The organism is Bradyrhizobium sp. USDA 3650 (assembly GCF_054057395.1).
Genome location: NZ_JBSRZG010000001.1, coordinates 7,439,167 through 7,461,603, shown reverse-complemented (window position 1 = coordinate 7,461,603; position 22,437 = coordinate 7,439,167). Strand labels below are relative to the sequence as shown.

Annotated in this window: 23 protein-coding genes; 6 read left to right on the top strand and 17 right to left on the bottom strand. The window is 64.8% G+C overall.

Annotation, left to right across the window (positions count from 1 at the left end; all coding sequences use genetic code 11):
• Window positions 1-128 precede the first annotated feature (128 nt).
• The 3 genes from ACVIN2_RS35100 to ACVIN2_RS35090 are packed head-to-tail and all read right to left on the bottom strand — an operon-like array spanning window position 129 to window position 2,933.
• Window positions 129-1,010 (bottom strand): MlaD family protein, encoded by an 882-nt coding sequence (locus ACVIN2_RS35100; RefSeq protein WP_456769111.1) that lies wholly within the window; start codon window positions 1,008-1,010, stop codon window positions 129-131.
• Between the two features lie 16 nt (window positions 1,011-1,026).
• Window positions 1,027-1,797, bottom strand: coding sequence for an ABC transporter ATP-binding protein (locus ACVIN2_RS35095; RefSeq protein ID WP_247400481.1), 771 nt, complete (start codon window positions 1,795-1,797; stop codon window positions 1,027-1,029).
• A 2-nt stretch (window positions 1,798-1,799) separates the two neighbouring features.
• Window positions 1,800-2,933: an MlaE family ABC transporter permease gene (locus ACVIN2_RS35090; protein WP_456769110.1), complete on the bottom strand. Its 1,134-nt coding sequence runs from the start codon at window positions 2,931-2,933 to the stop codon at window positions 1,800-1,802.
• Window positions 2,934-3,076: 143 nt separating this feature from the next.
• On the opposite strand from ACVIN2_RS35090, the gene dgcA reads away from it, so the two are divergent.
• Window positions 3,077-4,072: an N-acetyl-D-Glu racemase DgcA gene (gene dgcA, locus ACVIN2_RS35085; RefSeq protein WP_456769109.1), complete on the top strand. Its 996-nt coding sequence runs from the start codon at window positions 3,077-3,079 to the stop codon at window positions 4,070-4,072.
• Here the strand turns inward: dgcA and ACVIN2_RS35080 are convergent.
• Window positions 4,042-5,238 (bottom strand): MFS transporter, encoded by a 1,197-nt coding sequence (locus tag ACVIN2_RS35080; protein ID WP_456769108.1) that lies wholly within the window; start codon window positions 5,236-5,238, stop codon window positions 4,042-4,044. The genes dgcA and ACVIN2_RS35080 overlap by 31 nt on opposite strands.
• A 75-nt stretch (window positions 5,239-5,313) precedes the next feature.
• Between ACVIN2_RS35080 and ACVIN2_RS35075 the strand changes: the two genes are divergently transcribed.
• Complete coding sequence (locus ACVIN2_RS35075; protein ID WP_456769107.1) at window positions 5,314-6,711, top strand: hypothetical protein; 1,398 nt, start codon at window positions 5,314-5,316, stop codon at window positions 6,709-6,711.
• 259 nt (window positions 6,712-6,970) lie between these two features.
• Here the strand turns inward: ACVIN2_RS35075 and ACVIN2_RS35070 are convergent, their stop codons facing one another.
• Window positions 6,971-7,330 carry a hypothetical protein gene (locus ACVIN2_RS35070; RefSeq protein ID WP_007612410.1) on the bottom strand — a complete coding sequence of 120 codons (360 nt, stop codon included), beginning with the start codon at window positions 7,328-7,330 and terminating at the stop codon, window positions 6,971-6,973.
• A 122-nt stretch (window positions 7,331-7,452) separates the two neighbouring features.
• Between ACVIN2_RS35070 and ACVIN2_RS35065 the strand changes: the two genes are divergently transcribed.
• Complete coding sequence (locus ACVIN2_RS35065) at window positions 7,453-7,770, top strand: antibiotic biosynthesis monooxygenase family protein (protein WP_456769106.1); 318 nt, start codon at window positions 7,453-7,455, stop codon at window positions 7,768-7,770.
• Window positions 7,771-7,800: 30 nt separating this feature from the next.
• Here the strand turns inward: ACVIN2_RS35065 and ACVIN2_RS35060 are convergent, their stop codons facing one another.
• Window positions 7,801-8,244, bottom strand: a complete 444-nt coding sequence (locus ACVIN2_RS35060; protein WP_456769105.1) for an RbsD/FucU family protein — start codon at window positions 8,242-8,244, stop codon at window positions 7,801-7,803.
• A 164-nt stretch (window positions 8,245-8,408) separates the two neighbouring features.
• Between ACVIN2_RS35060 and ACVIN2_RS35055 the strand changes: the two genes are divergently transcribed.
• On the top strand, window positions 8,409-10,226 hold the full coding sequence (locus tag ACVIN2_RS35055) for a caspase family protein (protein ID WP_456769104.1): 1,818 nt from the start codon (window positions 8,409-8,411) through the stop codon (window positions 10,224-10,226).
• Between the two features lie 73 nt (window positions 10,227-10,299).
• Here ACVIN2_RS35055 and ACVIN2_RS35050 read toward each other — a convergent pair whose 3' ends face one another.
• The 4 genes from ACVIN2_RS35050 to thiD all read right to left on the bottom strand — a co-directional run bounded on the left by ACVIN2_RS35050 (window position 10,300) and on the right by thiD (window position 14,224).
• Window positions 10,300-11,283: a threonine/serine dehydratase gene (locus ACVIN2_RS35050; RefSeq protein ID WP_456769103.1), complete on the bottom strand. Its 984-nt coding sequence runs from the start codon at window positions 11,281-11,283 to the stop codon at window positions 10,300-10,302.
• Between the two features lie 63 nt (window positions 11,284-11,346).
• Window positions 11,347-12,390 carry a glycosyltransferase family 4 protein gene (locus ACVIN2_RS35045; RefSeq protein ID WP_456769102.1) on the bottom strand — a complete coding sequence of 348 codons (1,044 nt, stop codon included), beginning with the start codon at window positions 12,388-12,390 and terminating at the stop codon, window positions 11,347-11,349.
• A gap of 13 nt (window positions 12,391-12,403) precedes the next feature.
• Complete coding sequence (locus ACVIN2_RS35040) at window positions 12,404-13,216, bottom strand: UDP-2,3-diacylglucosamine diphosphatase (protein WP_007602023.1); 813 nt, start codon at window positions 13,214-13,216, stop codon at window positions 12,404-12,406.
• A 207-nt stretch (window positions 13,217-13,423) separates the two neighbouring features.
• Complete coding sequence (gene thiD / locus ACVIN2_RS35035) at window positions 13,424-14,224, bottom strand: bifunctional hydroxymethylpyrimidine kinase/phosphomethylpyrimidine kinase (RefSeq protein WP_456769101.1); 801 nt, start codon at window positions 14,222-14,224, stop codon at window positions 13,424-13,426.
• Window positions 14,225-14,353: 129 nt separating this feature from the next.
• On the opposite strand from thiD, the gene ACVIN2_RS35030 reads away from it, so the two are divergent.
• Window positions 14,354-14,599 (top strand): Lrp/AsnC ligand binding domain-containing protein, encoded by a 246-nt coding sequence (locus tag ACVIN2_RS35030; RefSeq protein ID WP_007602021.1) that lies wholly within the window; start codon window positions 14,354-14,356, stop codon window positions 14,597-14,599.
• Window positions 14,600-14,625: 26 nt separating this feature from the next.
• Here the strand turns inward: ACVIN2_RS35030 and ACVIN2_RS35025 are convergent, their stop codons facing one another.
• Complete coding sequence (locus ACVIN2_RS35025) at window positions 14,626-15,555, bottom strand: c-type cytochrome (RefSeq protein WP_456769100.1); 930 nt, start codon at window positions 15,553-15,555, stop codon at window positions 14,626-14,628.
• A 154-nt stretch (window positions 15,556-15,709) separates the two neighbouring features.
• On the opposite strand from ACVIN2_RS35025, the gene ACVIN2_RS35020 reads away from it, so the two are divergent.
• Window positions 15,710-16,126: a CHRD domain-containing protein gene (locus tag ACVIN2_RS35020; protein ID WP_456769099.1), complete on the top strand. Its 417-nt coding sequence runs from the start codon at window positions 15,710-15,712 to the stop codon at window positions 16,124-16,126.
• A 77-nt stretch (window positions 16,127-16,203) separates the two neighbouring features.
• Here the strand turns inward: ACVIN2_RS35020 and ACVIN2_RS35015 are convergent, their stop codons facing one another.
• The 6 genes from ACVIN2_RS35015 to ACVIN2_RS34990 form a co-directional block, all read right to left on the bottom strand.
• Window positions 16,204-17,499: a cystathionine gamma-synthase family protein gene (locus tag ACVIN2_RS35015; protein WP_007602018.1), complete on the bottom strand. Its 1,296-nt coding sequence runs from the start codon at window positions 17,497-17,499 to the stop codon at window positions 16,204-16,206.
• Between the two features lie 340 nt (window positions 17,500-17,839).
• Entirely contained in the window at window positions 17,840-18,286 is a 447-nt protein-coding gene (locus ACVIN2_RS35010; protein WP_456769098.1) for a c-type cytochrome, read from the bottom strand.
• A gap of 121 nt (window positions 18,287-18,407) precedes the next feature.
• Entirely contained in the window at window positions 18,408-20,717 is a 2,310-nt protein-coding gene (locus ACVIN2_RS35005) for a xanthine dehydrogenase family protein molybdopterin-binding subunit (protein WP_456769097.1), read from the bottom strand.
• A 140-nt stretch (window positions 20,718-20,857) separates the two neighbouring features.
• The gene (locus ACVIN2_RS35000) at window positions 20,858-21,382 is read right to left on the bottom strand and encodes an N-acetyltransferase family protein (RefSeq protein WP_456769096.1); all 525 of its coding nucleotides are present in this window, start codon (window positions 21,380-21,382) and stop codon (window positions 20,858-20,860) included.
• A 42-nt stretch (window positions 21,383-21,424) separates the two neighbouring features.
• Window positions 21,425-21,703 carry a DUF1127 domain-containing protein gene (locus ACVIN2_RS34995; RefSeq protein ID WP_456769095.1) on the bottom strand — a complete coding sequence of 93 codons (279 nt, stop codon included), beginning with the start codon at window positions 21,701-21,703 and terminating at the stop codon, window positions 21,425-21,427.
• 301 nt (window positions 21,704-22,004) lie between these two features.
• Window positions 22,005-22,421, bottom strand: coding sequence for an SRPBCC family protein (locus ACVIN2_RS34990; protein WP_456769094.1), 417 nt, complete (start codon window positions 22,419-22,421; stop codon window positions 22,005-22,007).
• Window positions 22,422-22,437: the final 16 nt, after the last annotated feature.

The window sequence follows — 22,437 nt, the reverse complement described above, 5'->3', positions numbered from 1 at the left end:
CGAAAGCCAGGACCCATACCGCGAGGTCTGTCGATTGCCGCCGGTGGAAGTACCGAACGACTGCTCTTCGCCAAACTCCTCCCTGGGGTAATGGGTCCTGGCTTTCGCCAGGACGACATCGGGGACCCCTACTGCCGCCGGCGCTCCGGCACGGCGGGCTTCGGCGGCTCGGGCGGTGGTGGCGGCGCGGCCGGCGGCGCGTTGTTGCTGGCGCCGAACAGGACGCGGGTCGGGTTGCGGTCGAAATTGTTGACGGCGCGGCTGATGTCGCCGAGCGTGCGGCGGCCGTCGGTCATCAATGCGCCGGAGCGCTTGTCGAAATCGTCGGCCAGTTCGCGGATCGACTTCACCGCCAGAAACAGCTCGCCGCCGTCCTTGCCGCCGGCGAGCGTGTTGAGGCCGAGCATGAGGCTATCAGCCTTGAGCATGACGCCGTCGACCTTGGCCATCACGCCGTCGATCTTCTCCGAGTTGCGCGCGAGCGAGTTGGTGAAGGTCTCGAGATTCTTCAGCGAGTTCTTCACCGACTCCTGATTGTCGGCGACGATCTTGTTGATGTTCTGCAGCGTGCCCCGGATCGCCTCGGTGACGTCCTGCAGCTTGTTGGGATCGGCCGTCAGCGTGGGGATGCCGTCCTCGTCGAGCGGCGGCGACGGCGCGGCCTCCTCGCCGCCCTTGAGCGAGATCGCGGCGACGCCGGTCAGGCCCTGGAATTCGAGGCCGACCAGGGTGTCCTTGCGGATCGGGGCGTTGTTCTCGACCATGGCGAGTGCGACAACCCGCCGCGGATTGTCGAGCTTCACCGAGACCACCTCGCCCACCCGGATACCGTTGAAATTGACACTGCCGCCGTTGCGCAGGCCCGCGGCCGGGCCCTCGAACACGACGCGCAGGGGGCTGCGCTGCTTGGTCGTATGCAACGACTGAAACCACAGCACGAAGCCGATCGCGGCGGCGATCACCGCCAGCGTGAACGACCCGATCAGCACGTAATTTGCGCGCGTTTCCATCAGCTACTCCGGCACCTCAGCCCATCACCGCGCGAGCGCGCTTGCCATGGAAATATTGCCTCAGCCAGGGATGCTGCGAGGCCTGCATGTCGGCGATCGACCCTGCCGCAATGATCTTACCGTTCCCTAAAACGGCGATGCGGTCACATGCTGTGTAAAGGCTATCGAGGTCGTGGGTTACCATGAAAACGGTCAGCCCCAAAGTACGCTGCAGCGTCCTGACCAGCTCGTCGAAGTCGCCGGCGCCGATCGGGTCCAGGCCCGATGTCGGCTCGTCCAGGAAGACGAGATCCGGGTCGAGCGACAGCGCGCGCGCCAGCGCCACGCGCTTGATCATGCCGCCCGACAGTTCCGAGGGAAAGCGATCGGCGACTTCGGGCTTGAGACCCACCATGGTGAGCTTGGCGATGGTGATCTCGTCCATCAGCCGCTGCGACACCCGCAGATATTCGCGCATGGGAAACTGGATGTTCTGCCGCACCGTGAGCGAGGAGAACAGCGCCCCCTGCTGAAACAGCACGCCCCAGCGCCGCTCCACATTGCGACGCTGCGACGTATTGGAGGCATCGAGATCGACGCCGAACACCTCGATGCTGCCTGCGACCTTCGGCACGAGGCCGATGATCGTGCGTGTCAGCACGGACTTGCCCGCGCCGGAAGGCCCGACGAAGCCAAGAATCTCGCCGCGCTTGACGTCGAGGTCCAGCCCGTCGAGCACGCGCGTCGCGCCGAACTGCACGGTGATGTCGCGGACGCGGATGATGGGGTTCTGGATCTCGGGAGCCATCGTCACATCCCGATCGAGGCGAAGAAGATGGCGAATACGCCGTCCATGACGATGACGAAAAAGATGCCCTTCACCACCGACGCCGTCGTGTGCTGGCCGAGCGATTCCGCGCTGCCCTGCACGGCGAGGCCCTCGACGCAGGCGACGATGCCGATCACCGCAGCCATCACCGGTGCCTTGACGATGCCGACGATGAAATGGTCGATCGAGATGGCGTCGCGCAGGCGCAAGAGGAAGGCTTCGGGATCGACGCCGCCATAGAGCCAGGCGACGAGACCGCCGCCATAGAGCGCGGCCATCGCGCCGAGGAAGGCCAGGATCGGCAACGCCAGCACCAGCGCCAGCATGCGCGGCAGCACCAGCACCTCGATGGGATCGAACCCCATGGTGCGCAGCGCGTCGATCTCTTCGCGCATCTTCATCGAGCCGAGCTCGGCCGTGTAGGCGCTGCCCGAGCGGCCGGCGACCATGATCGCGACCAGCAGCACGCCGATCTCGCGCAACACCAGCACGCCGAGCATGTCGACGACGAAGATGTCGGCGCCGAACCTGCGGAAATGGAAGATGCCCTGCTGGGCGATGATGCAGCCGATCAGAAAGGTGATCAGCACGACGATCGGCACCGCGCGCCAGCAGACCTGCTCGAGATGATGCACGGTCGAGGTCAAACGGAACGAGCGCGGGTGAATCAGGGTGCGCGCGCCCGCTGCGAGCACCGCGCCGAGCATGTCGATCAGGCCTGCCACGGTGCCGGCAACCCCGGCCACGGTCCGGCCGATCTGCTCCAGCATGCCGGTGATGGTGATCGTGCTGGTGTCGATGACGGGCGTCGCCCTGACCCGTCGCACCTCGTCCACGAGGCTCGAATAATTGGCGGACAGGCCCGCGATCTGCGCCTCGACGGCGCCCTGCGTCAGGCTGCGGCGCAGCCGCTCGATCAGCCAGGCGCCGAAGGTGTCGAGCTTGGAGACCTCGGAAACGTCGATGAAGATGCTTTGCGGGCCGCCGGCGAGCTTCTCGGCGTCAGCCACCATCCGCTCCAGGACCGGCGCGAAGCTCGCGGTCCAGGTTCCGGTGGCGCAGAGTGCCAGCGCATTGCCCTTTGCAATCCGTTCCAGCTTCGGATCGCCGTTCAAGATGTCCGCTCCCGTGCCGGGGCGCGAGAAACGGTTGAAATCAGATGGTTGCGCACGCGCCCTTACCCGGAGAAGGTATCCCCAACTGGTTAACCTTAGTTGCTAGAGGTAACCAGCAGGTTCAGATTTCGCCAGAGTTCAAAATGACTTCCAGCAAAGTTCCTGCCCTCGCCGCGCGAATCGAGCGCTTTCCTATCGCGGGCAGTTTCACGATCAGCCGGGGCGCCAAGACCGAAGCCGTGACCGTCGTGGCCGAGGTCAGCCGGGAGGGCCTGACCGGCCGCGGCGAATGCGTGCCCTATCCCCGTTATGGCGAGACGCCCGAGGCGACCCTTGCCGCCATCGAGGCCATGCGGGAGGCCGTGGCCCGCGGCCTCACCCGTCAGGCCCTGCAAGCGGCCATGCAGCCCGGGGCGGCCCGCAACGCGCTGGATTGCGCCCTGATCGATCTGGAAGCCAAGACGGCCGGCTTGCGGGCCTGGAGCCTGCTCGACCGCCCCGCGCCGGGCGAGCGCACCACGGCCTACACCATCTCGCTGGGCACGCCCGAGGCCATGGCGGCGGCGACCGCCAAAGCGGCGTACCGGCCGCTGCTCAAGATCAAGCTCGGCGGCGACGGCGATCCGGAGCGGATCACGGCGGTGCGCGAGGCGGCGCCCGAATCCGAGTTGATCGTGGATGCCAACGAGGCCTGGACCGAGGCCAATCTGGAGCACAATCTTGCGGCCTGCGAGGCGGTCGGCGTCACCCTGGTCGAGCAGCCGCTGCCGGCCGGAAAGGACGACGCGCTGGCCCGGATCAAGCGGCCACTGGTGGTCTGCGCCGACGAAAGCGTGCACGACCGCTCTTCGCTGGCGTCGCTCCGCGAGCGCTACGATGCCGTGAACATCAAGCTCGACAAGACCGGCGGCCTCACCGAGGCGCTGGCGATGGCCGATGCCGCTCAGGCGCTCGGCTTCGAGATCATGATCGGCTGCATGGTCGCAACCTCGCTGTCGATGGCGCCGGCGATGCTGGTGACGCCGCAGGCGCGCTTCGTCGATCTCGACGGCCCGCTGCTGCTGGCGCACGACCGCGATCATGGGCTTCGCTACGACGACAGCCTGGTCTATCCGCCGGACTCGTCGCTCTGGGGCTGAGCTTTCAGCCGGTGCCGCGCCGACCAGATCAGAAGCGCACCCACACCGGCCATCGCGGCCATGACGTAATAGAGGCCGTCGCCGATGCGGGCGTAGATCGCGCCTGACGCGATCGAGGTGGTCGCACCCAGCAGCCCGTTGCACGCGGCGTAATAGCCCTGCCCCCGCGCGATCTGATGCGACGGCACGCGCTGCACCAGCAGACTCATCGTGCCGAGAATGGTCATCCCGAAGGTCAGGCCGTGGCCGAGCTGCACGACCGCGAGCAGCGCGAGCGGCGGATCGTATGCGATGACGACCCACCGCACGACCGCGCTCGCGCCTCCGATCGCCATGAGCGCGGACGGATGCAGCGAGAAGCGCGGCGACAGCGCGAACACGACGATCTCGGCGATCACCCCCAACGTCCAGAGGCCCGCGATCGTCAGCCCGCCGAGGCCCTGGGCCTGCCAGTTAATGGCCGAGAATGTATAATACGCGACGTGACTGCCCTGGATCAGCGCGGCCGAAACGATGATGGCCCAGAAGCCGGCATCGCGCAGCAGCGCCTTGCTGGCGCGCACCGCCGTCGTCCTTCGCCTGACATCGTCGAGCGGCTGCAGCAGCATGCCGGCGGCGACCGCAACAACAGCCCAGGCGACGATGATCCAGATCAGATCGCGCGCCGCGATGTGGTCCACGAGATAGCCGCAGGCGAGCGAGCCGGCCGCGAAGGCTGCCGAGCCCCACAGCCGCACCGGCCCGTAATCGAGGCCGTAGCGGGCGACGCCGCGCAGCGCATAGGCGTCGGTCAGCGGCATGGTCGGCGTCCACATCATGCAGGTCAGCGCATAGATCAGGAACAGCGCCAGCGGCTGCTGCTGCAAGCCGACCGCCGTGAACCCGACCGCCGTCGCCAGCACGGACACCATCATGCCGGCGCGAATCGCATGTCGCTTTTCGGCAAAGGCGGTGATCTGCGGCAGCGTGGTGAAACGTGTGATCGCCGGCAGCGCGTTGATGAGGCCGATCCAGGCCGCGTCGATGCCGATCGCCTTCAGCCAGACCGGAAAGAACGGCAGATGCGTTCCCGACACCGCGAACACGGCCGAATAGAACAGCGCGAGGCTCACGGCGAATCGCCGCTTCCGAGCTGCTGCGATGGGGATTTGTGATTCGGGCGCCATCAAACCAATTGCGATTCGGTCGATATCGTGATGATCGTTACTGTAACGCGCGGTGATTTGCGCGACGAGATTGACATGGCCAACGAAGCATTCGCCCTCTCGCCTATGTCTGCCCGCGCGGCCGAGCCGAACGAGCAGGATTACGACGCGATCCGCGAAGCCTTCCTGGAGACCGCGCGCGGCCGCTGGTTCCTCGGCGAATATGCCAAGCGCAACCGCAATGCCGATACCCGCATGGTGCTCGACGCGGTCGCTAAAATCGAAGAAACCCTTGCGGCACAGCGCCAACCCGTGGTCGAGGACCGCCTGCCCGAGGCGCTGGTCGCGATCCGGCACGCGATCCGCGAAGCCGAGACGATTGCGATCGCCGCGTTCGATCCCGGGGCGATCGAGGCGAGCCTCGCACCGATCCCGCGCGGCCTGCGCATCATCAAGGAGATCTCCTGGCGCTGGCGCGAGATCGGCGCCGACGGGCGAATCTGCGACCTGATTGATTCGCAGCTCGCCTCCATCGAGGCGGCCTGCGCGCAGGTTGCGACCGTCGATCCCCGCGCCGACCTCAAGGCCGCATTCGATCTGCTCAAGGAGCGGATCGACCAGACCGACGCTGACGCAACCCTGCAGGCCGCGCGCCCCTCGCCGGCTCCGGTGCAGGAGGCACCCTCGCCCGTTGCGGAAGCTCCGCTGGCGGAGGCCGCACCTGCGATGGCCAGCGAAGCAGCCGTGGCTTTTACGGAGCCGCAGGATGTCGCAGAGGCGATCGAGCCCGAAACCACCATGGAAGCGGCCGACGTTGTCGCCGAGGCCTTCTCCGTTGCGGAACAGGCGATGGACGCCGTCCTGGAGCCGGAGCCCCTCGCGGAGAGCCGGGCCGCGCCTGAAGCCGCCGCTTTTGAAGAGCCGGCCGCTGAGCCCGCCGCTTTCGCCGAAGTGACGGACGAATTTTCGTTCGATGCCGCCGCCGAAGCCGAGGACGAAGCCATCCTCGAGGCCATCGCCCTGGAGATGGCCGCGCCCGATCCGGAATTCGACGAGATCATCGAACCGGTCGAGATGGAAGCGACGGTTCCGGAGCCGGTGGTTGCGGAGGCCGCAGCGCCCATCGCAGCCGAGATACCGGAGCCGATCGCACCAGAGCCGCTCAGACCCGAGCCAGTCGCCGCCGCAGCGGTCGTGGATGAGCCCATAGAGGAAGCGCCGATCGCGATGGAATCGCTGGCGCGCCTCACCAACGCCATTGCGGAAGCCGCCGCCGAAGTGATGGAGCAGCCAGCGCCGGTGATGGCCGCGACCGCGACCTTCGGCGCGGCGCAGGCCGCGACATTGCCGATGCCCTCGCCGGTCCCGGAAGCTTCACTCGGCGCCACCATCCTCGCCAGCGGCATCCTGCAAAAGCCCCGCGCCGCCGCCAACGACCCCATGGCGCCAATTCGCCGCATGACCCAGGCCGAGAAGATCGCATTCTTCTCGTAAGGGGGACGCCTGCTCGAGTATCCCGGCCGAGCGAAGCGCAGATCCGGGACCCAGGAGCCACAGCCCTCCGTCGCAACATGGGCCCCGGCTCTGCAGCGCACTGTCGAAGAGACGCTGCGCTGCGTCCAGGGCACAAGAGCGGGTGAGGAAAACACTCTCTCCTCGACGTCATTGCGAGCGCAGCGAAGCAATCCAGAATTTGTCCGCGGAGGCACTCTGGATTGCTTCGCTACGCTCGCAATGACGGAGGCTCAGCCGATCATCCGCAATTCCAGACCGCACCGATCGGCGTCCGGGTCCAGCATGGCCCAAAACTGCCGCCATTGTAGCGGCCGCCGCCGAAGCCGGGCCGGCCGAAATAGCGCCACTCACCATCCCAGCCGTAATATTGCGGGACCGGATCGATGTACCAATGGCGCCGGTCGCTAGGCGACATCCGCCGCATCGCTTCCTTCTGCTTGTAGAGCGGAATGCTGTTGCTCAGCGGCTGGCGATAGCCCGGCAGGAAGCCGTAGCCATGCCAGGCTTGCTTGGGACGCTTTTGGATTGAAGCAGCCGGCGCGACAGCCGGCAGCAGCGATAGGACGATAGCGACAGATAGACACATAAGGCGGGACATGGACCGACCATAAACAGTCGGATGCCGGCAGGCCATTCAAATTCGGGTGGGCGATGTAACAAAGCCCATCGCGAAACCGAAGAGATCGGGAACGGAAATCCATCACCGAGGGGCAAGGAAACATGATTGGTGAAGTGATTGTCATTGGCGATCTGCAATTGCGTGACGGCGCCTCTGTCGACGAACACGACCGACTCGGCGAGCGCATGTACGACATCGTCAGCCGTCTTCCCGGCTTTGTGTCGGTCAAGTCGTTCAAAGCCGACGACGGCGAGGAGCTCACCGTGTTCCGTTTTGCCTCGGAGGAAGCGCTCGAAGCCTGGCGGACCCACCCCGAACATGTCGAGACGATGAAGCGGGGACATGCCGAGTTCTACGCCAGCGGCTTCCTGCAGATCTGCAAGGTGATCCGCGAGGTCGGACCGTTCGAGCACGCGTGACGCAGTCCCGCATCATTCGATCGTGCGGTTCTAGTTGATCACACCCTTCCTGATCAGGAAGCATCCGTACCCCCGGCTGTCGCCGACCTGCACGACGCCAAAACTCGCCGCCGCCGCGCGGTAAAAATCAGGCCTGGAGAGTTTTCCGGGCGTGACGGGGCCGCCGACGGCGCGTTCGATCTCGGCGAGAACCGCGCGCTGCACGTCGGGGACGCGATCGGGATCATCGACCGGCATCATCACGCGCACCGGATCGGGATCGAAATCGTCGAGCGGATAGACCGACATGATGGCGCGGATCGCGGTCTCCATGCTCATGCCCGGCAACTGGATCAGGCGCCGCGAATGCGTGCTCTGCGCGATGCGTGCCGCAGGGTGGTTGGCATCGACGAAAACGAGGTCGTCGCCATGGCCCATGCACGCCAGCAGCCAGAGCAGGTCGGGCGTGAGGATCGGATCGATCGATTTCAGCATGTGAGGGACTGTCCTCCCATTGTGCACCCACCTTGGCAGGTTCCAAACGTGATTCAGATCACGCAGCCTACCATGGTGATGGCGATCACGGACCTCAAACTCGAACGCGGCCAAGCTCCCCGGCAACCAATCTCGTATCGAGATCAGTGCCAAAGGAGCACGCCATGTTCCGCCTAAAACCCTTCCTGATGACGGCCAGCCTGCTGGGAAGCCTGTTCGGCTTCGCCTGCGGCCCAGTTTCCGCGCAAGTCGCCCCGGTGGAGCCCGCCCCCACCGCGCTGCAAGGCCCGGAGCAGCGCGTCGCGCTGGTGATCGGCAATTCGAACTACCAGAACGCGCCGCAGCTCGCCAACCCCGACAATGACGCGGAGTCGATGGCGAAGTTCCTGAACTCCGCCGGGTTCGAAGTGGTCGCCGCGACCGACCTGACCCAGAACGACATGCTTCGGGTGGTGCAGGACTTCTCGGCCAAAGTGTCAGCGCGCGGTCCGAACACGGTGGCGATGGTCTACTACGCCGGTCACGGCGTGCAGCTCGCCGGCGAGAACTACCTCGTTCCCGTGGACGCCAAGGTCTCGAGCCAGACCGAGCTCGTCAACAACTCCGTCCGCCTGGTCGACGTGATGTCGACGCTGGAGACGATCCCGAGCCGCATGCGCATCGTCATCCTCGATGCCTGCCGCAACAACCCGTTCCCGAACGTGAATGATGCCGGTCGCGGCTTGGCCATCGTCGATGCCCCGAACGGTTCGATCGTCGGTTACTCGACCGCACCGGGCGCGGAAGCGCAGGACGGCACCGGCGGCCACAGCCCCTACACGCAGGCCTTCCTGAACGTCGCGCGCGAGCCCAACGTCCCGATCGAGCAGCTGTTCAAGCGCGTGCGCCTCGAAGTGAACCAGACCACCAGCGGCGCGCAGATCCCGTGGGAGAGCTCGTCGCTGACGTCCGACTTCACCTTCTTCGGCGACACCGCTGTTGCCGCCAACCGCGCGCCGGTGAATGCGCCTGTGGTGCAGATGGCCTCCAACCTGCCGAGCCGCTCGACCCGCCAGGCCTATGACTACGTGGTGTCCGAAGCGAGGCCGGAGTACTATCAGGAGTTCATCACGATGTATCCGCACGACCCGCTGTGCGATCACGTCCGCTGGCTGCTCAACAACCTGCTGCTCACGCAGGCCTGGCACAAGACGGTGCTCGCGAACTCGCCGGTCGCCTACAAGTCCTTCTACGACAGCTACGGCAACACGCCCTATGCGCAGGTCGCGCTGAAGCTCCAGATGCAGCCGAAGCAGATCCCCTTGATGCAGGCGACCAAGTTCCTGGCGCCGCAGAATATCGCCCCGACCTTCAAGATCGGCAATCTCGGCCAGCCCAAATACATGCCGCTGCAGCAGGGCAGTGGCGGATCGCAGATAAATGGCAACCTGCCGATCATGCAGAAGTCGGGCGACAACAACGGCATCGGCAAGCTCGGCAATGGCGGCCAGATCGTCAACCTGCCGGCGGGCAACAACCAGCCCAACCAGCAGACCGGCACGCCGTCGCAGACCCCGGGCAAGATCGTCACCCTGCCCGCGCCGACCAACACCACCAACAACAATGGCGGCATCGGCAAGATCGTGACGCTGCCTGCGACCAACAAGACGCCGAACGGCGGCAACAATGGCGGCATTGCCAACGGCACCACCAGCGGCAATCCTGGCAAGATCGTGAGCATGCCGGTGAATGTCGGCAAGGGCGGCACGACCATCGAGACGAAGCCCATCAACGTTCAGACCCAGAACAACCCGATCCGCATCAACAACGGCGCGAAGATCAACAACAACCCGGTGAACAAGGTGCAGGTGCAGAACAACACCCGCCCGCAGTTCAATGAGACCAATCGCATGGTCAACAATGGCGGCAACAACTTCCGCCAGTCGATGAACCAGAGCCAGAGTGGCAACGGCGGCAACAACCACCGCGGCTTCATGCACTGATCGCGGTCGGCCACACACGATAAAGGGCAGAGCGGTGACGCTCTGCCCTTCTTCATGTCAGAAGATTAGATGATCAGGCCACCAGCTCGGCAAACAGATCGGCGTCGACATTGCCGCCGGAGAGCACGATGACGACATTCTTGCCGGCAACATCAAGTCGTCCCGCAAGCAGCGCGGCCAGGCCCACCGCTCCGCCCGGCTCCACCACGAGCTTCAGCTCGCGATAGGCAAACGCGACGGCCGCGCCGACTTCCTTGTCCGATGCGGTCACGCCGCGCGCGAGCAGCTTGCTGTTGATCGCAAACGTCATCTCGCCGGGGATCAGGGCCATCAGCGCGTCACAGATGGTGCGGCCTGCCGGGCCGTGCGGCTCGCGATGACCTGCGGTCAGCGACAGGCCGTGATCGTCGAACGCCTCGGGCTCTGCGACGACGATTTGCGCCAGCGGATAGCGCGCCTTCACAGCCGTCGCGACGCCCGCGATCAGGCCTCCGCCGGAGGCCGGCGCCACCACGATGTCGGGGCTGAGGCCGAGCGCCGCCATGTCCTCGGCGATCTCGCGGCCGGCGGTGCCTTGGCCGGCGATGACGAAGGGATCGTCATAGGGCCTGACCAGCGTCGCACCGCGCTTCTCGGCGATGCCGCGCGAGATCGCCTCGCGGTCGTCGCGGTCGCGGTCGTACAGCACGACCTCGGCACCGTAGGATTTGGTGCGCTCGCGCTTCGACAACGGCGCATCCGCGGGCATCACGATGGTCGCCTGCATGTCGAGGATCTTGGCCGCCGCCGCCACGCCCTGGGCGTGGTTGCCGGAGGAGAACGCGACCACGCCACCGGCGCGCTTGTGCTGCGGGATCGAGGCGACCTTGTTGAAGGCACCGCGGAACTTGAACGAACCGGTGCGCTGGAGCATCTCCGGCTTGAGATAGACCTTTGCGCCGACACGTTCGTTGAGCACGGGAAAGGACAACAGCGGGGTGCGGACGGCGAAGGGTGCGATCACGCGCGCTGCGGCATCGATATCGGCAGGGCCGATCGGAAGGAGCTGTTCTGTCATGCCTGATGTTATCGCGGCGGATGAGGCGCGGGCAAGGCATCTCCGCGGGAGCATTCTGGGCTCTCAGGCGACGAATCGCGCCGGCTCCGCCCCGTTCCGGCCCGGCAGCACCGCGCCGACCGCCAAAATGCTGTCGACAAAAGCCCGGGCCGAGGCCTCCCAGGTGTAATTGGCGGCGAATTCGACGCAATCCTGCCGGGAGATGTCCAGCGCGGCGAAGCAGGCGCTGCGCAGATCGTGATCGAGCGCGCCGACCGGGGCATCGCCGATCACGTCGCGGGGCCCCTTCACCGGAAACGCCGCGACCGGCAGGCCGCTCGCCAGCGCTTCGAGCAGGACCAGGCCGAACGTGTCGGTCTTGCTCGGAAACACGAAGACGTCAGCGGCAGCATAGATGTCCGCCAGTTCCTCGCCGTGCTTCTCGCCAAGGAAGATCGCGTCCGGATAGGCCTGCTCCAGCGCGACACGCGCCGGACCGTCGCCGACGATCACCTTGGTGCCGGGCAGGTCGAGATCGAGGAACGCCTCGAGATTCTTCTCCACCGCGACTCGGCCGACCGAGAGGAACACCGGCGTCGGCAGGCAGAGATCAATCGCGCGGGGATGGAACAGATGGGTGTCGACGCCGCGCGGCCACAGCACGACATTGTCGAAGCCGCGCTCGGTCAGCTCGCTGGCGAGCGCCGGGGTTGCCGCCATCACAGCGCGGCTGGGGCTGTGGAATCGGCGCAGCGCCCGCCAGATCAGCGAGCCCGGCACCGGCACGCGTGCGCGGACATATTCGGGAAAGCGGGTGTGGAAGCTGGTCGTGAAGGGCAGCTTGCGCTGGCGGCAATAGCGGCGGACCATCAGGCCGATCGGCCCCTCCGTCGCGATGTGGATGCTATCAGGGTGTGCCTCTTCGATCAGCTTCGCGATTCTGCCCGGCCGCGGCATGGCCAGCCGCACGTCGCGATAGCTCGGCATCGCAAAGGTGCGGAACGATTGCGGCGTCAGGAACGAGAATTCGACGTCGAGGCTTTTGGCACCGTCAGCAAGTTTGGTCAGCGTCCGAACCACACCGTTGACTTGCGGGTGCCAGGCGTCGGTCGCGACCAGGATGCGCATCAGGCTAGCCTTGTCATGCAGCTCTGGCTGCGACCTGCGGGACCTGTGCCGGCTTCTCGGCCTGGTCCGCCCAGGTGATGATCTCGAAATGGCCGTCGTCGTGCTCGACCAGCGCCGTGCAGCTCTCGACCCAGTCGCCGCAATTCATGTAGCGGATGCCGCCCTCGTCGCGGATCACCGCGTAATGGATGTGGCCGCAGATCACGCCGTCGGCGTCGTGGCGCCGCGCTTCGGCGGCGAGCGCCTGCTCGAACGCGCCGATATAGTTCACCGCGTTCTTGACCTTCTGCTTGGCCCATTGCGACAGCGACCAATAGGGCACCTTGAACATGCGCCGGAAGAAGTTGACGAAGCGATTGAGCTGGATCGCGAAGTCGTAGGCCTTGTCGCCGAGATGAGCGAGCCAGCGTGCGTTCTGCACCACGAGGTCGAAGATGTCGCCATGGATGACGAGATAGCGCTTGCCGTCCGCGCCGGTGTGGACGGTGTTCTCGACCACGTCGATGCCGCCGAAATGCGTGCCGTAATAGTTGCGCAGGAACTCGTCGTGATTACCGGGGATGTAGATGACCTTGGCGCCCTTGCGCGCCTTGCGCAAAAGCTTCTGGACGAGGTCGTTATGCGATTGCGGCCAATGCCAGCTCGATTTCAGCGCCCAGCCGTCGACGATATCGCCGACGAGATAGATCGTGTCGGCATCATGGAAACGCAGGAAGTCGAGCAGAAGGTCGGCTTGTGAACCGCGGGCTCCGAGATGAACGTCGGAGATGAACAACGTGCGAAAGCGCCGCTCCGGGCTCTCGTCACTCACATCGTAACTTCCCATGCGCCAGCCTGTAACAATGTCCCGTGACAGGGGGATGACCAATTGAACCTTTGAGGCACCTTCGGATACGAATCGCGCTTGCCTCGCCCAACCCCGCGAATATCAGTCGCATGCGACAATCAGGCGACATGGCGTCGCAGCGGCCTCCGCAAGAACCCGGAACTGCATGGGTTCGATGGGTGAACCGCGGCGCGCTCGCGACCGGCGTCAGTAGAACTTGTGAAAATGATGGATCGGGCCGTGGCCGTGGCCGACGCTGAAGCGGTCGGCGGCCGCGATCGCGGCGCTGATCCAGGCCTTGGCGTTGCGCACGGCGCGCTCGAGATCCTCGCCTCTGGCGAGCCCCGCGGCGACCGCCGAGGACAGCGAGCAGCCGGTGCCATGGGTGTTGCGAGTGGCAACGCGCGGCGCGGCGAGCGCGATCGTGGTGCTGGCATCGACGAGATAGTCGATGCTCTCGGCGCCCTCGCCGTGCCCGCCCTTGATCAGGACCGCCCGGCAACCGAGCACCAGCAATCGGCGCCCCTGGCTCTCGATCTCGGCCTCGCTGGCCGCGACCGGTTCGCCGAGCAGAGCCGCGGCCTCGGGCAGATTGGGTGTGATCACCGAGGCCAGCGGCATCAGTTTGATCCGCAGGGCGTCGACGGCTTCGGAGGCGAGCAGGCGATCACCCGATGTCGCCACCATTACGGGATCGAGCACAATATGCCGGGGCGCCCAGCGCGACAGCGCGGCCGCGATCGCATCGATGCTGGCGGCTTGCGCCACCATGCCGATCTTGACCGCGCCGACCTCGAGATCGGAAAACACCGCGTCGATCTGCGCGGTGACGAATTCGGCGGGCACTGCATGAATGCCGGTGACGCCGCGCGTATTCTGCGCCGTCAGCGCCGTGATGGCGGACGCGCCAAAAACGCCCAGCGCGGCAAAGGTCTTCAGGTCGGCCTGGATGCCGGCGCCGCCGCTCGAATCGGAGCCGGCAATGGTCAGCGCGACGGGCGTCGTCATGGGGCGATCTTCAGCGTTTTCGAAGCCATGGCCCGTCCTAGCGCGCCTTTCCCAGCCCAGCAAGTTCGCTTGCTAAATCCGGCCGGGTTTGGCCTATTAGCCGCCAGATATGCTTTCGGAGTGACCGCGATGGTTCCCTTTTTCGTCCAGATCAAATGCAAGCTCGGCCAATCCTATGTGGTCGCCAATGCGCTTGCCGAAGCCGAGATCGCCTCCGAGATCTATTCCACGGCCGGGCAATACGACCTGCTGGTGAAGTTCTACGTCGACAACGACACCGATATCGGCCACTTCGTCAACGAGAAGGTGCAGGTGCTACCCGGCATCCAGGACACCCTCACCATCATCACCTTCAAGGCATTTGGCGCGAGTTGACGGTCCGGAAAAGGGGGCGGGCCTGATCAGGCGCCGCCCTCCTTGCGCTTGGGGCGGGGCGGACCGTCCACCGGCGGCAGCGATTTGAGATAGTCCGCCATCGCCGCGAGATCGTCGTCCGGCAATTGCGAGGTGTTCTTGATCACCCGCGTCATCGCGCCGCCGACGCTGTCGCCGTCCGGCAATTCGCCGGTCTTCAGGAAATACGCAATATCCTTCGCGCTCCACTCGCCAAGGCCCTTCTGGGTGATGTTGGGCACCCACCCCTCGCCTTCCGGATTGGGACCGCCGGCGAAGCGTTGCCCGGCGATGATGCCGCCAAGCGCGTTGCGCGGGCTGTGACATTCCGCGCAATGGCCAAAGCTGTTGACGAGATAGGCGCCGCGATTCCACTGCGGCGACTTCGCGCTGTCGGCGACGAAGGGCTTGCCGTCCAGAAATAAAAATTTCCAGATGCCGACGTTGCGCCGGATATTGAACGGAAAGCGCACGTCGTGGTCGCGCACCTTGCCTGCAACGGCCGGCAGCGTTTTCAGGTACGCAAAGAGATCGAGCACGTCCTCGCGCCTGGCGTGCTGATAGGACGTGTAGGGAAAGGCCGGAAAATAATGCCGGCCGTCCGGCGAGACCCCGTGCATCACCGCATTGACGAATTCGGCCTCGTTCCATTTGCCGATGCCGTCGGTCGGATCGGAGGAGATGTTCGGCGCGTAGAATGTTCCGAACGGCGACTTGATCGCGACGCCGCCGCCGAGCCTGAGACGATCCGGCTGGTCGGGGACGGCATGGCATGAGGCGCAGCCGCCGGCGTTGAACATCACCTCGCCATTGGCAAGATCAGGGGCGCGGGCGGGCGCGGTGCCGGCGGCCGCCACCTCCGGCGCGCTGAGCCACCAATAGACGCCCACTGCAGCGAGCACGGCGAGCAACGCCACGGAGATTGTTCGTCGCAACATACGGTCCTTTCGTCGTCGCGGCGAAGCTTATGACCGATGTCCTCGCGGCTCCAGCCACGAAGAATTTAGCCCACCGCGGCCAGAAACGGGAATAAACTGAAATGCCGGCTGTTGGAAGTTTGGCAGCCCAAACGGGTTCAGCAGGGAGAAAAACATGAACAAGATCGTCATTGCCATGTCAGTGCTTGGCGCCGTTGCTTTTGCGGGTTCGGCCAGCGCCGAAAAGCTGAAAGCAACGCTCGACGCCAAGTCCGAGGTCCCCGCAACGACCAGCAGCGGCACCGGAACGGCCGATCTGGATTACGACGCCGCCAGCAAGAAGCTGTCCTGGAAGCTCACCTATTCCGGCCTGTCCGGCCCCGCCACCGCCGCGCATTTCCACGGACCCGCCGAGGCCGGCAAGAACGCTGGCGTCGCGGTCGCGATTCCAGGCGCCGCCACCAGCCCGGCCGAGGGCTCGGCGACCCTGACCGACGCGCAGGCCGCCGATCTGCTCGGCGGCAAGCTCTACGTCAACATCCACACCGCGGCCAATCCGGGCGGCGAGATCCGCGGTCAGGTGACGAAGTAAACTTCGCACAGACCAGCAAAAAAGGGCGGCTGCCATCGCAGCCGCCCTTTTCGATTCCCGTAGCGCTGGCGCAGGCGTCACACCTCAGGTTCGGCTGCGTTCAGCGCCTGTGCGAGGTCGGCGATCAAATCCGACGGGTGTTCGATGCCGATCGACAGCCGGATCGTGGAATCGAGCACGCCGATCTTGCGGCGGATGTCGGCGGGAACGCCGGAATGAGTCATGGTGGCGGGCAGGCTCGCAAGCGACTCCGTCCCACCAAGGCTCACCGCCAGCTTGAGGATCTGCAGCGCGTTGAGGAATTTCATGGCCGCGGCCTTGCCGCCGACGATGTCGAACGAGAACGTGGACCCCGCCCCCGTGCATTGCCGCGCGAACACAAGTCCGTCCGGCGACGCCGCCTCGTGATGACCGAGATAGTGCACCTTGGCCACCTTGGGATGATCGCGCAGATAGTCCGCCACGAGGCGCGCATTCGCATCGGCTTTTTCCATGCGCAGGCTCAGCGTCTCGAGCGAGCGGTTGATCATCCAGCAGGAATGCGGATCGAGCTGGGTGCCGATGGCGCCCCGCAGCGCCTTGATGCCTTTCACCACCGCCTTCGCACCGAGCGCGGCGCCCGCGATCAGGTCTGAATGACCGCCGACATATTTCGTGAGCGAGTACAGCGAAATATCCGCGCCGTGCTCGATCGGCCGCTGAAACACCGGCCCGAGCAAGGTATTGTCGCAGGCGATGATCGGAACGTGGCCTTGGGTCTTTCCGATGGTCTCGGCGACACGCCGCATCATCGCGATGTCGACCAGCCCGTTGGTGGGGTTGGCCGGAGTTTCGATCAGGATCATCGAGACCCTTCCCTTGCGCATGGCCTCCTCCGCGGCCTGGCTGACCACGGCTTCGTCAACGCCATCGGCGAAGCCGACGGCGCCGATCGACAGACGCGCAAGCGTATTCGTCAGCAGGGTTTCCGTCCCGCCATAGAGCGGCTGGGAGTGCAGAATGACATCGCCGGGGCGGACGAAGGCCAGGATCGTGGTTGCGATGGCCGCCATGCCGGACGAGAACAGCGCGCAGCTCTCGGTGCGCTCGTAGATCGCGAGCCTGTCCTCGACGATTTCGCTGTTGGGGTGATTGAAGCGTGAATAGACCAGGCCCGCGCCCATCCCTTCCGGCGGCTCGCGCCGGCCGGAGACGAAATCGAAGAAGTCCTGCCCGTCCTCGGCGGTCTTGAACACGAAGGTCGAGGTCAGGAACACCGGCGGCTTGACCGCGCCTTCCGACAATTGCGGATCATAGCCATAGGTCAGCATCAGCGTTTCCGGATGCAGCATATGGTTGCCGATGTGCGTCTTCGACGGGAACGGTTTGACCATGGCTTGTCTCGCTGTTGCTGATTGAGCTGCTCGCCGCGGGTTGGAACTCCTGATGTCATGACGCAGTCAGGAGCAAGATGCGTCAGCGTCAAAAGCTCACGCCAATGCCGCGGCGGCTGGAGCAAAGATAACCGCTCCGGCAGCGATCCGTCAGGCCTTGCGGACAGAATTTCCAGCGGCGACACGCGACGCAATAAAAAGGGCGGCTGCTTTCGCAGGCCGCCCTTCTTCATTCCCAGTAGCCCGGATGGAGCGCAGCGCAATCCGGGGCAGTCAGTCAGCTCGGATGGATTCCCGGATTGCGCTGCGCTCCATCCGGGCTACGAATCTTTTTCTTGCCTCAGCCGTTCTTCACGCGAAACGTCTCGTGGCAGCCGCCGCATTCCTTGCCGACCGCGGGGAAATTCGCCTTGAGCGAGTCGAGATCCTTGATCTTGCCCTTAGCCTCGCCAACGACCTTGGCGAAGCTCGCGACCTTGGCATCGAAGCCGGCCTTGTCCTCCCACACTTTCGGCGAGGCGCTGTAGTCGCCCTCGGGCTTCATGCCCTTGGCGCTCGCCGGAAACAGGTTCGGAAGCTTCTTGGCGGTGTCCTCGAACTGCGCCAGCGCGCTGTCCACCGTGGCCTGGTCGTAGGGCTTTTCGCCCTTGACCATCGCCGCCACGGCGCCGGCGTTCTTGCCGTTGCCCTTCATCAGGGTCTGGACCTCCTTGACGGAGTCCTGTTGTGCCCAAACCGCGCCCATGCCGAGCAGGAGCGCGCCCCCAACCACCAACATTCGCTTCATTCGCAAAGTCCCTTTCCTTGATGCAGGATTGCCTTGATGCAGGATCGCAGTGCTGCACGATCGTGCTGACCCCTCAATGGGGCCAACACCGCTCGGCAGATTTCATTCCAGTGGAAGATTGTCACAGGCTGTGACGGCGATGGTGCTCGTTGACGGCGATCCACACCCGCTCCGGGGTCGCCGGCATGTCGATGTGGTCGATCTTGTACTCGCGCCAGAGCCCGTCGACGATGGCGTTGACGACGGCCGGGCAGGACCCGATCGCGCCGGCCTCGCCCGCGCCCTTCACCCCCAGCGGATTGGTCTTGCAGGGAACGTTGGCGGTCTCGAACACGAAGTCCGGCCCGTCCGCCGCGCGCGGCAGCGCGTAGTCCATGAAGGTCGCGGTGACGAGCTGGCCGTCGCCCGCGCCATAGACCACCTGCTCCATCAGCGCCTGGCCGATGCCCTGCATGGCGCCGCCATGGACCTGCCCGGCCAGCAGCAGCGGATTGAGCGTCATGCCGAAATCGTCGACGATCACGTAGTTGACGATTTTGATGATGCCGGTGGCCGGATCGATCTCGACCTCCGCGACATGGGTGCCGTTCGGATAGGTGCCGTCGGCGCTGGCAAAGGTCGCGCTCGCGTTGAACTTCGATGGATCGACGCCAGGACGCTTGGCGAGGTCGGCGAACGAGATCGAACGGTCGGTGCCGGCGATGCGCACCAGGCCATCGGTGATTTCGAGGTCGCCGGCACTGGCTTCCAGCGCCTGCGCTGCGATCTCCTTGAGCCGCGCGCCGAGTTCGCGGGTCGCACGCTCGACGCTGACACCGCCCGACGGGATCGAAGCCGAGCCGCCGGTGCCGAGTCCGGTGGCGATCATGTCGGTGTCGCCCTGGTGGACGTGCACGCGCTCGGGCGCCACGCCGAACTGCTCGGCAACGATCTGTGCATAGGCGGTCTGGTGGCCCTGCCCGCTCGACTGGGTGCCGATCAGGACAGTGATATCGCCATTGGGATCCATCCGCACATTGGCGGTCTCCTCGCCCATGGTGCCGCAGACCTCGACATAGCTCGCAAGTCCGATGCCGCGGATCAGGCCGTTCTTCTTGGCCGCCTTGGCGCGCTTGCCAAACTCCTTCCACTCGGCGATCTCCATCGCGCGCTTCAGATGCGCGGCGAAGTCGCCCGAATCGTAGACCTTGCCGGTCGCGGTCTTGTAAGGCAGCGCCTTCGGCTGGATGAAATTCTTGCGGCGGATGGCATCCACCGTCATGTCGAGTTTTCGCGCGCAGGCGTCCACGAGACGTTCGATGACGTAAGCAGCCTCGGGCCGCCCGGCGCCGCGATAGGCATCCACCGGCACGCTGTTGGTGAAGATGGTGCGCACCCGGCAGTGAAACGCCTGGATGTCGTAGAGGCCCGGCAGCATGCCGGCGCCGCCATGCGGAATGTAAGGCCCGAAGGTCGACAGATACGCGCCCATGTCGCCCATCAGGTCGCAATCCATCGCGAGGAACTTGCCGTCCTCGGCCAGCGCCATCTTCGCGGTGGTGACGTTGTCCCGGCCCTGCGCGTCACCCACGAAATGCTCGGTGCGATCGGCCGCCCATTTCACCGCCTTCTTCAGCTTTCGCGCGGCGACTGCCAGGAGGGCGTATTCCCGATAGGGAAACAGTTTGGTGCCGAAGCCGCCGCCGACGTCGGGGCAGATCACCCGCATCTTGTCGGTCGGGATGTTGAGCACGTTCTGGCAGAGGATATCGCGCAGGCGATGGCTGCCTTGGCTGCCGACCGTCAGCGTCAGATGGTCGCGCTTGGCGTCGTATTCGCACACTGCCGCGCGCGTCTCCATGAAGTTCGCGACCACGCGCGGATTGACGATCGAGATCTCGGCCACCGCGTGCGCTTTGGCAAAGGCAGCCTCGGTCGCTTTCTTGTCACCGATCGAGACGTCGAACAGCACGTTGCCGGGCTTGTCCGGCCAGACCAAGGCTGCGCCCTTCTTCACGGCGTTGACGACGCCGGTCACTGCCGGCAGCGGGCTCCATTTGACCTCGATCGCCTCGATCGCGTCGCGGGCCTGGTCGATGGTCTCGGCGACGACGAAGGCGATGGAATCGCCGACATGGCGCACCTCGTCCTTGGCGAGAATCGGGTAAGGCGGCCCGGTGAAGGGATCTGTCTCGAGATTGAACAGGCAGGGCAGATTGCCGAGATCCCCAACGTCATCGGCGGTGAGGATCAGCGCGACGCCGGGAAGGGTGCGGGCGCGACTTGCGTCGATGGTGTATTTGGCATGCGCATGCGGCGAGCGCAGCATCAGGCAGCGCAAAGCGGCCTGCGGCGCATAATCGTCGGTATAGCGGCCCTTGCCGCGGATGAGCGCGTCATCCTCCTTGCGCAACACGCTTTGGCCAACGCCGAACTTGATGGGAGCCGCCATTTTCTCGTCCCGTTTCTCATGGTTGTTTTGCCGGCATATTGCCGTGGAAAAACTGGCAAGGCAAACGGGTTTAGGCGGGCCGCGCCTGTCAAGGCCGATGATTCGAAGCCGCCCTCGGGGGCTTCGGGCGACCCCGCCCCTCAATTGCTGAATTTCCTGACCATAAGATATTTGTCATACGTGATATGACCTATGCGGACCGCAGCGGGATCCGTGCCGTAGACCTCGAATCCGTTGCGCTTGTAGGTCCTGATTGCAGCGGTTGCTTCGAGCAGGACCTCAAGATGTACCTGCTCGACGCGTGCCTCGGCATGGTCAAGAAGCTCCTTGATGAGTCGATCTCCGATTCCTTTACCTCGGCCATCTTCCCTCACGTAAACCGTGAAGATGTGACCCCTGTGCTGCGACCGAAGAGCTGGCGACACGTAGAAGCCCGCGACTCCGATCAGATTTCCCCGCCAGAAGGCACCAAGGATCGCTCCGCTGAGCCAGTGCCGATAGGCAGTCAGCATCGCCTCTCCGCCCTCGTCCTCTTCAGCAGAACCAAACGTTTGAGGGTGCGTCCGAAGCGCCTCCGCGCGAATGTCGCGAAAGATCTCCAGGTCGTCGACAGTCAATCGTCGGATGTCCGCGTCCACTTGGGCAGCGGCCGAATGTGGCGTCATGATCGCCGTCCTTCTAGTGCCTCAGCTAGGATTTATCGTCATTTACATCACACCACGGCTCCACGGCTGCGACGCGCGATCTCTCAGCGCATCGATAGCCCGTTCCGGCGTGAAGTAGTCGATCTCGCCGCGCGTCAGGCCGATATCCATCAGCTCCCGGTCACTCAGGTCCCGCAAGGCGATTTGTGGGCCCTGCCGCCAGCGCCAGTCCTGGAGCGCACGCCAGTATCGCGCGAGCAAGCCTAGAATGCTGCGCGTCGATGCAAGTTCGAGGGGGAGCCCCTCGGCCTCGGATGTGATGTTCGTCTGTTGGGGTGGCATCGCATGCTCCTGCTGTTGTGCCGGCAGGGAGCGTGGCCAAACAAAAAGGCCCCGTCCGATGCCGGCGGGGCCTGGTGGAAAAGATGTCGTCGTCGAATTCTTAGCGCGCGACTCCTTCCACGGCCCAGCCGAAGCGGGTCATGTGAATGCAGTTGAGTTTGCGCACTGATTTGATCATGCGCTGCGATTACCACAGCAATCGCGCAAAATCAAGAGATGTGTGGAGGTTCGCTGCGTCCTGGAGGCGAGTCCCCACCTGAGGGTGCCGGGCGCCGAAGCCGACGACGCCCGTCAAAGCCCTTCACGACTTCGTCTGCTTCGCTTCCACGTATCGTGCGAAGCTGTCGAGGATGGCCTGCCAACCGCCTTGCTGCTGCTCGACCGAGTGCGTCGACTCGCCATCGAAGACAACCCGGACCAGAACGCCCTTCGGGCCAGGCACAAACTCGACTTCGGCTTTTCGCTCGCCGAACGCGTATTCGATCCGCTTGTGCTCGATGATTTTCGTGTAGGTACCGGCGAAGTCAAAACCCATGCTGCCGTCCTTGGCCTCCATGCGAGATGAGAAGACACCGCCTTCTCGCAGGTCGACGGTCGCCTTGGTCGTATGCCAGTCGTCGGACGCGGCGTTCCACTTCATGATGTCGGCCGGCGTCGTATAAGCGCGCCAGACCTGATCGATGGGGGCTGCTACGTTGGTTTCGACGGTGATCCTCATAAACAGTGCTCCTGGT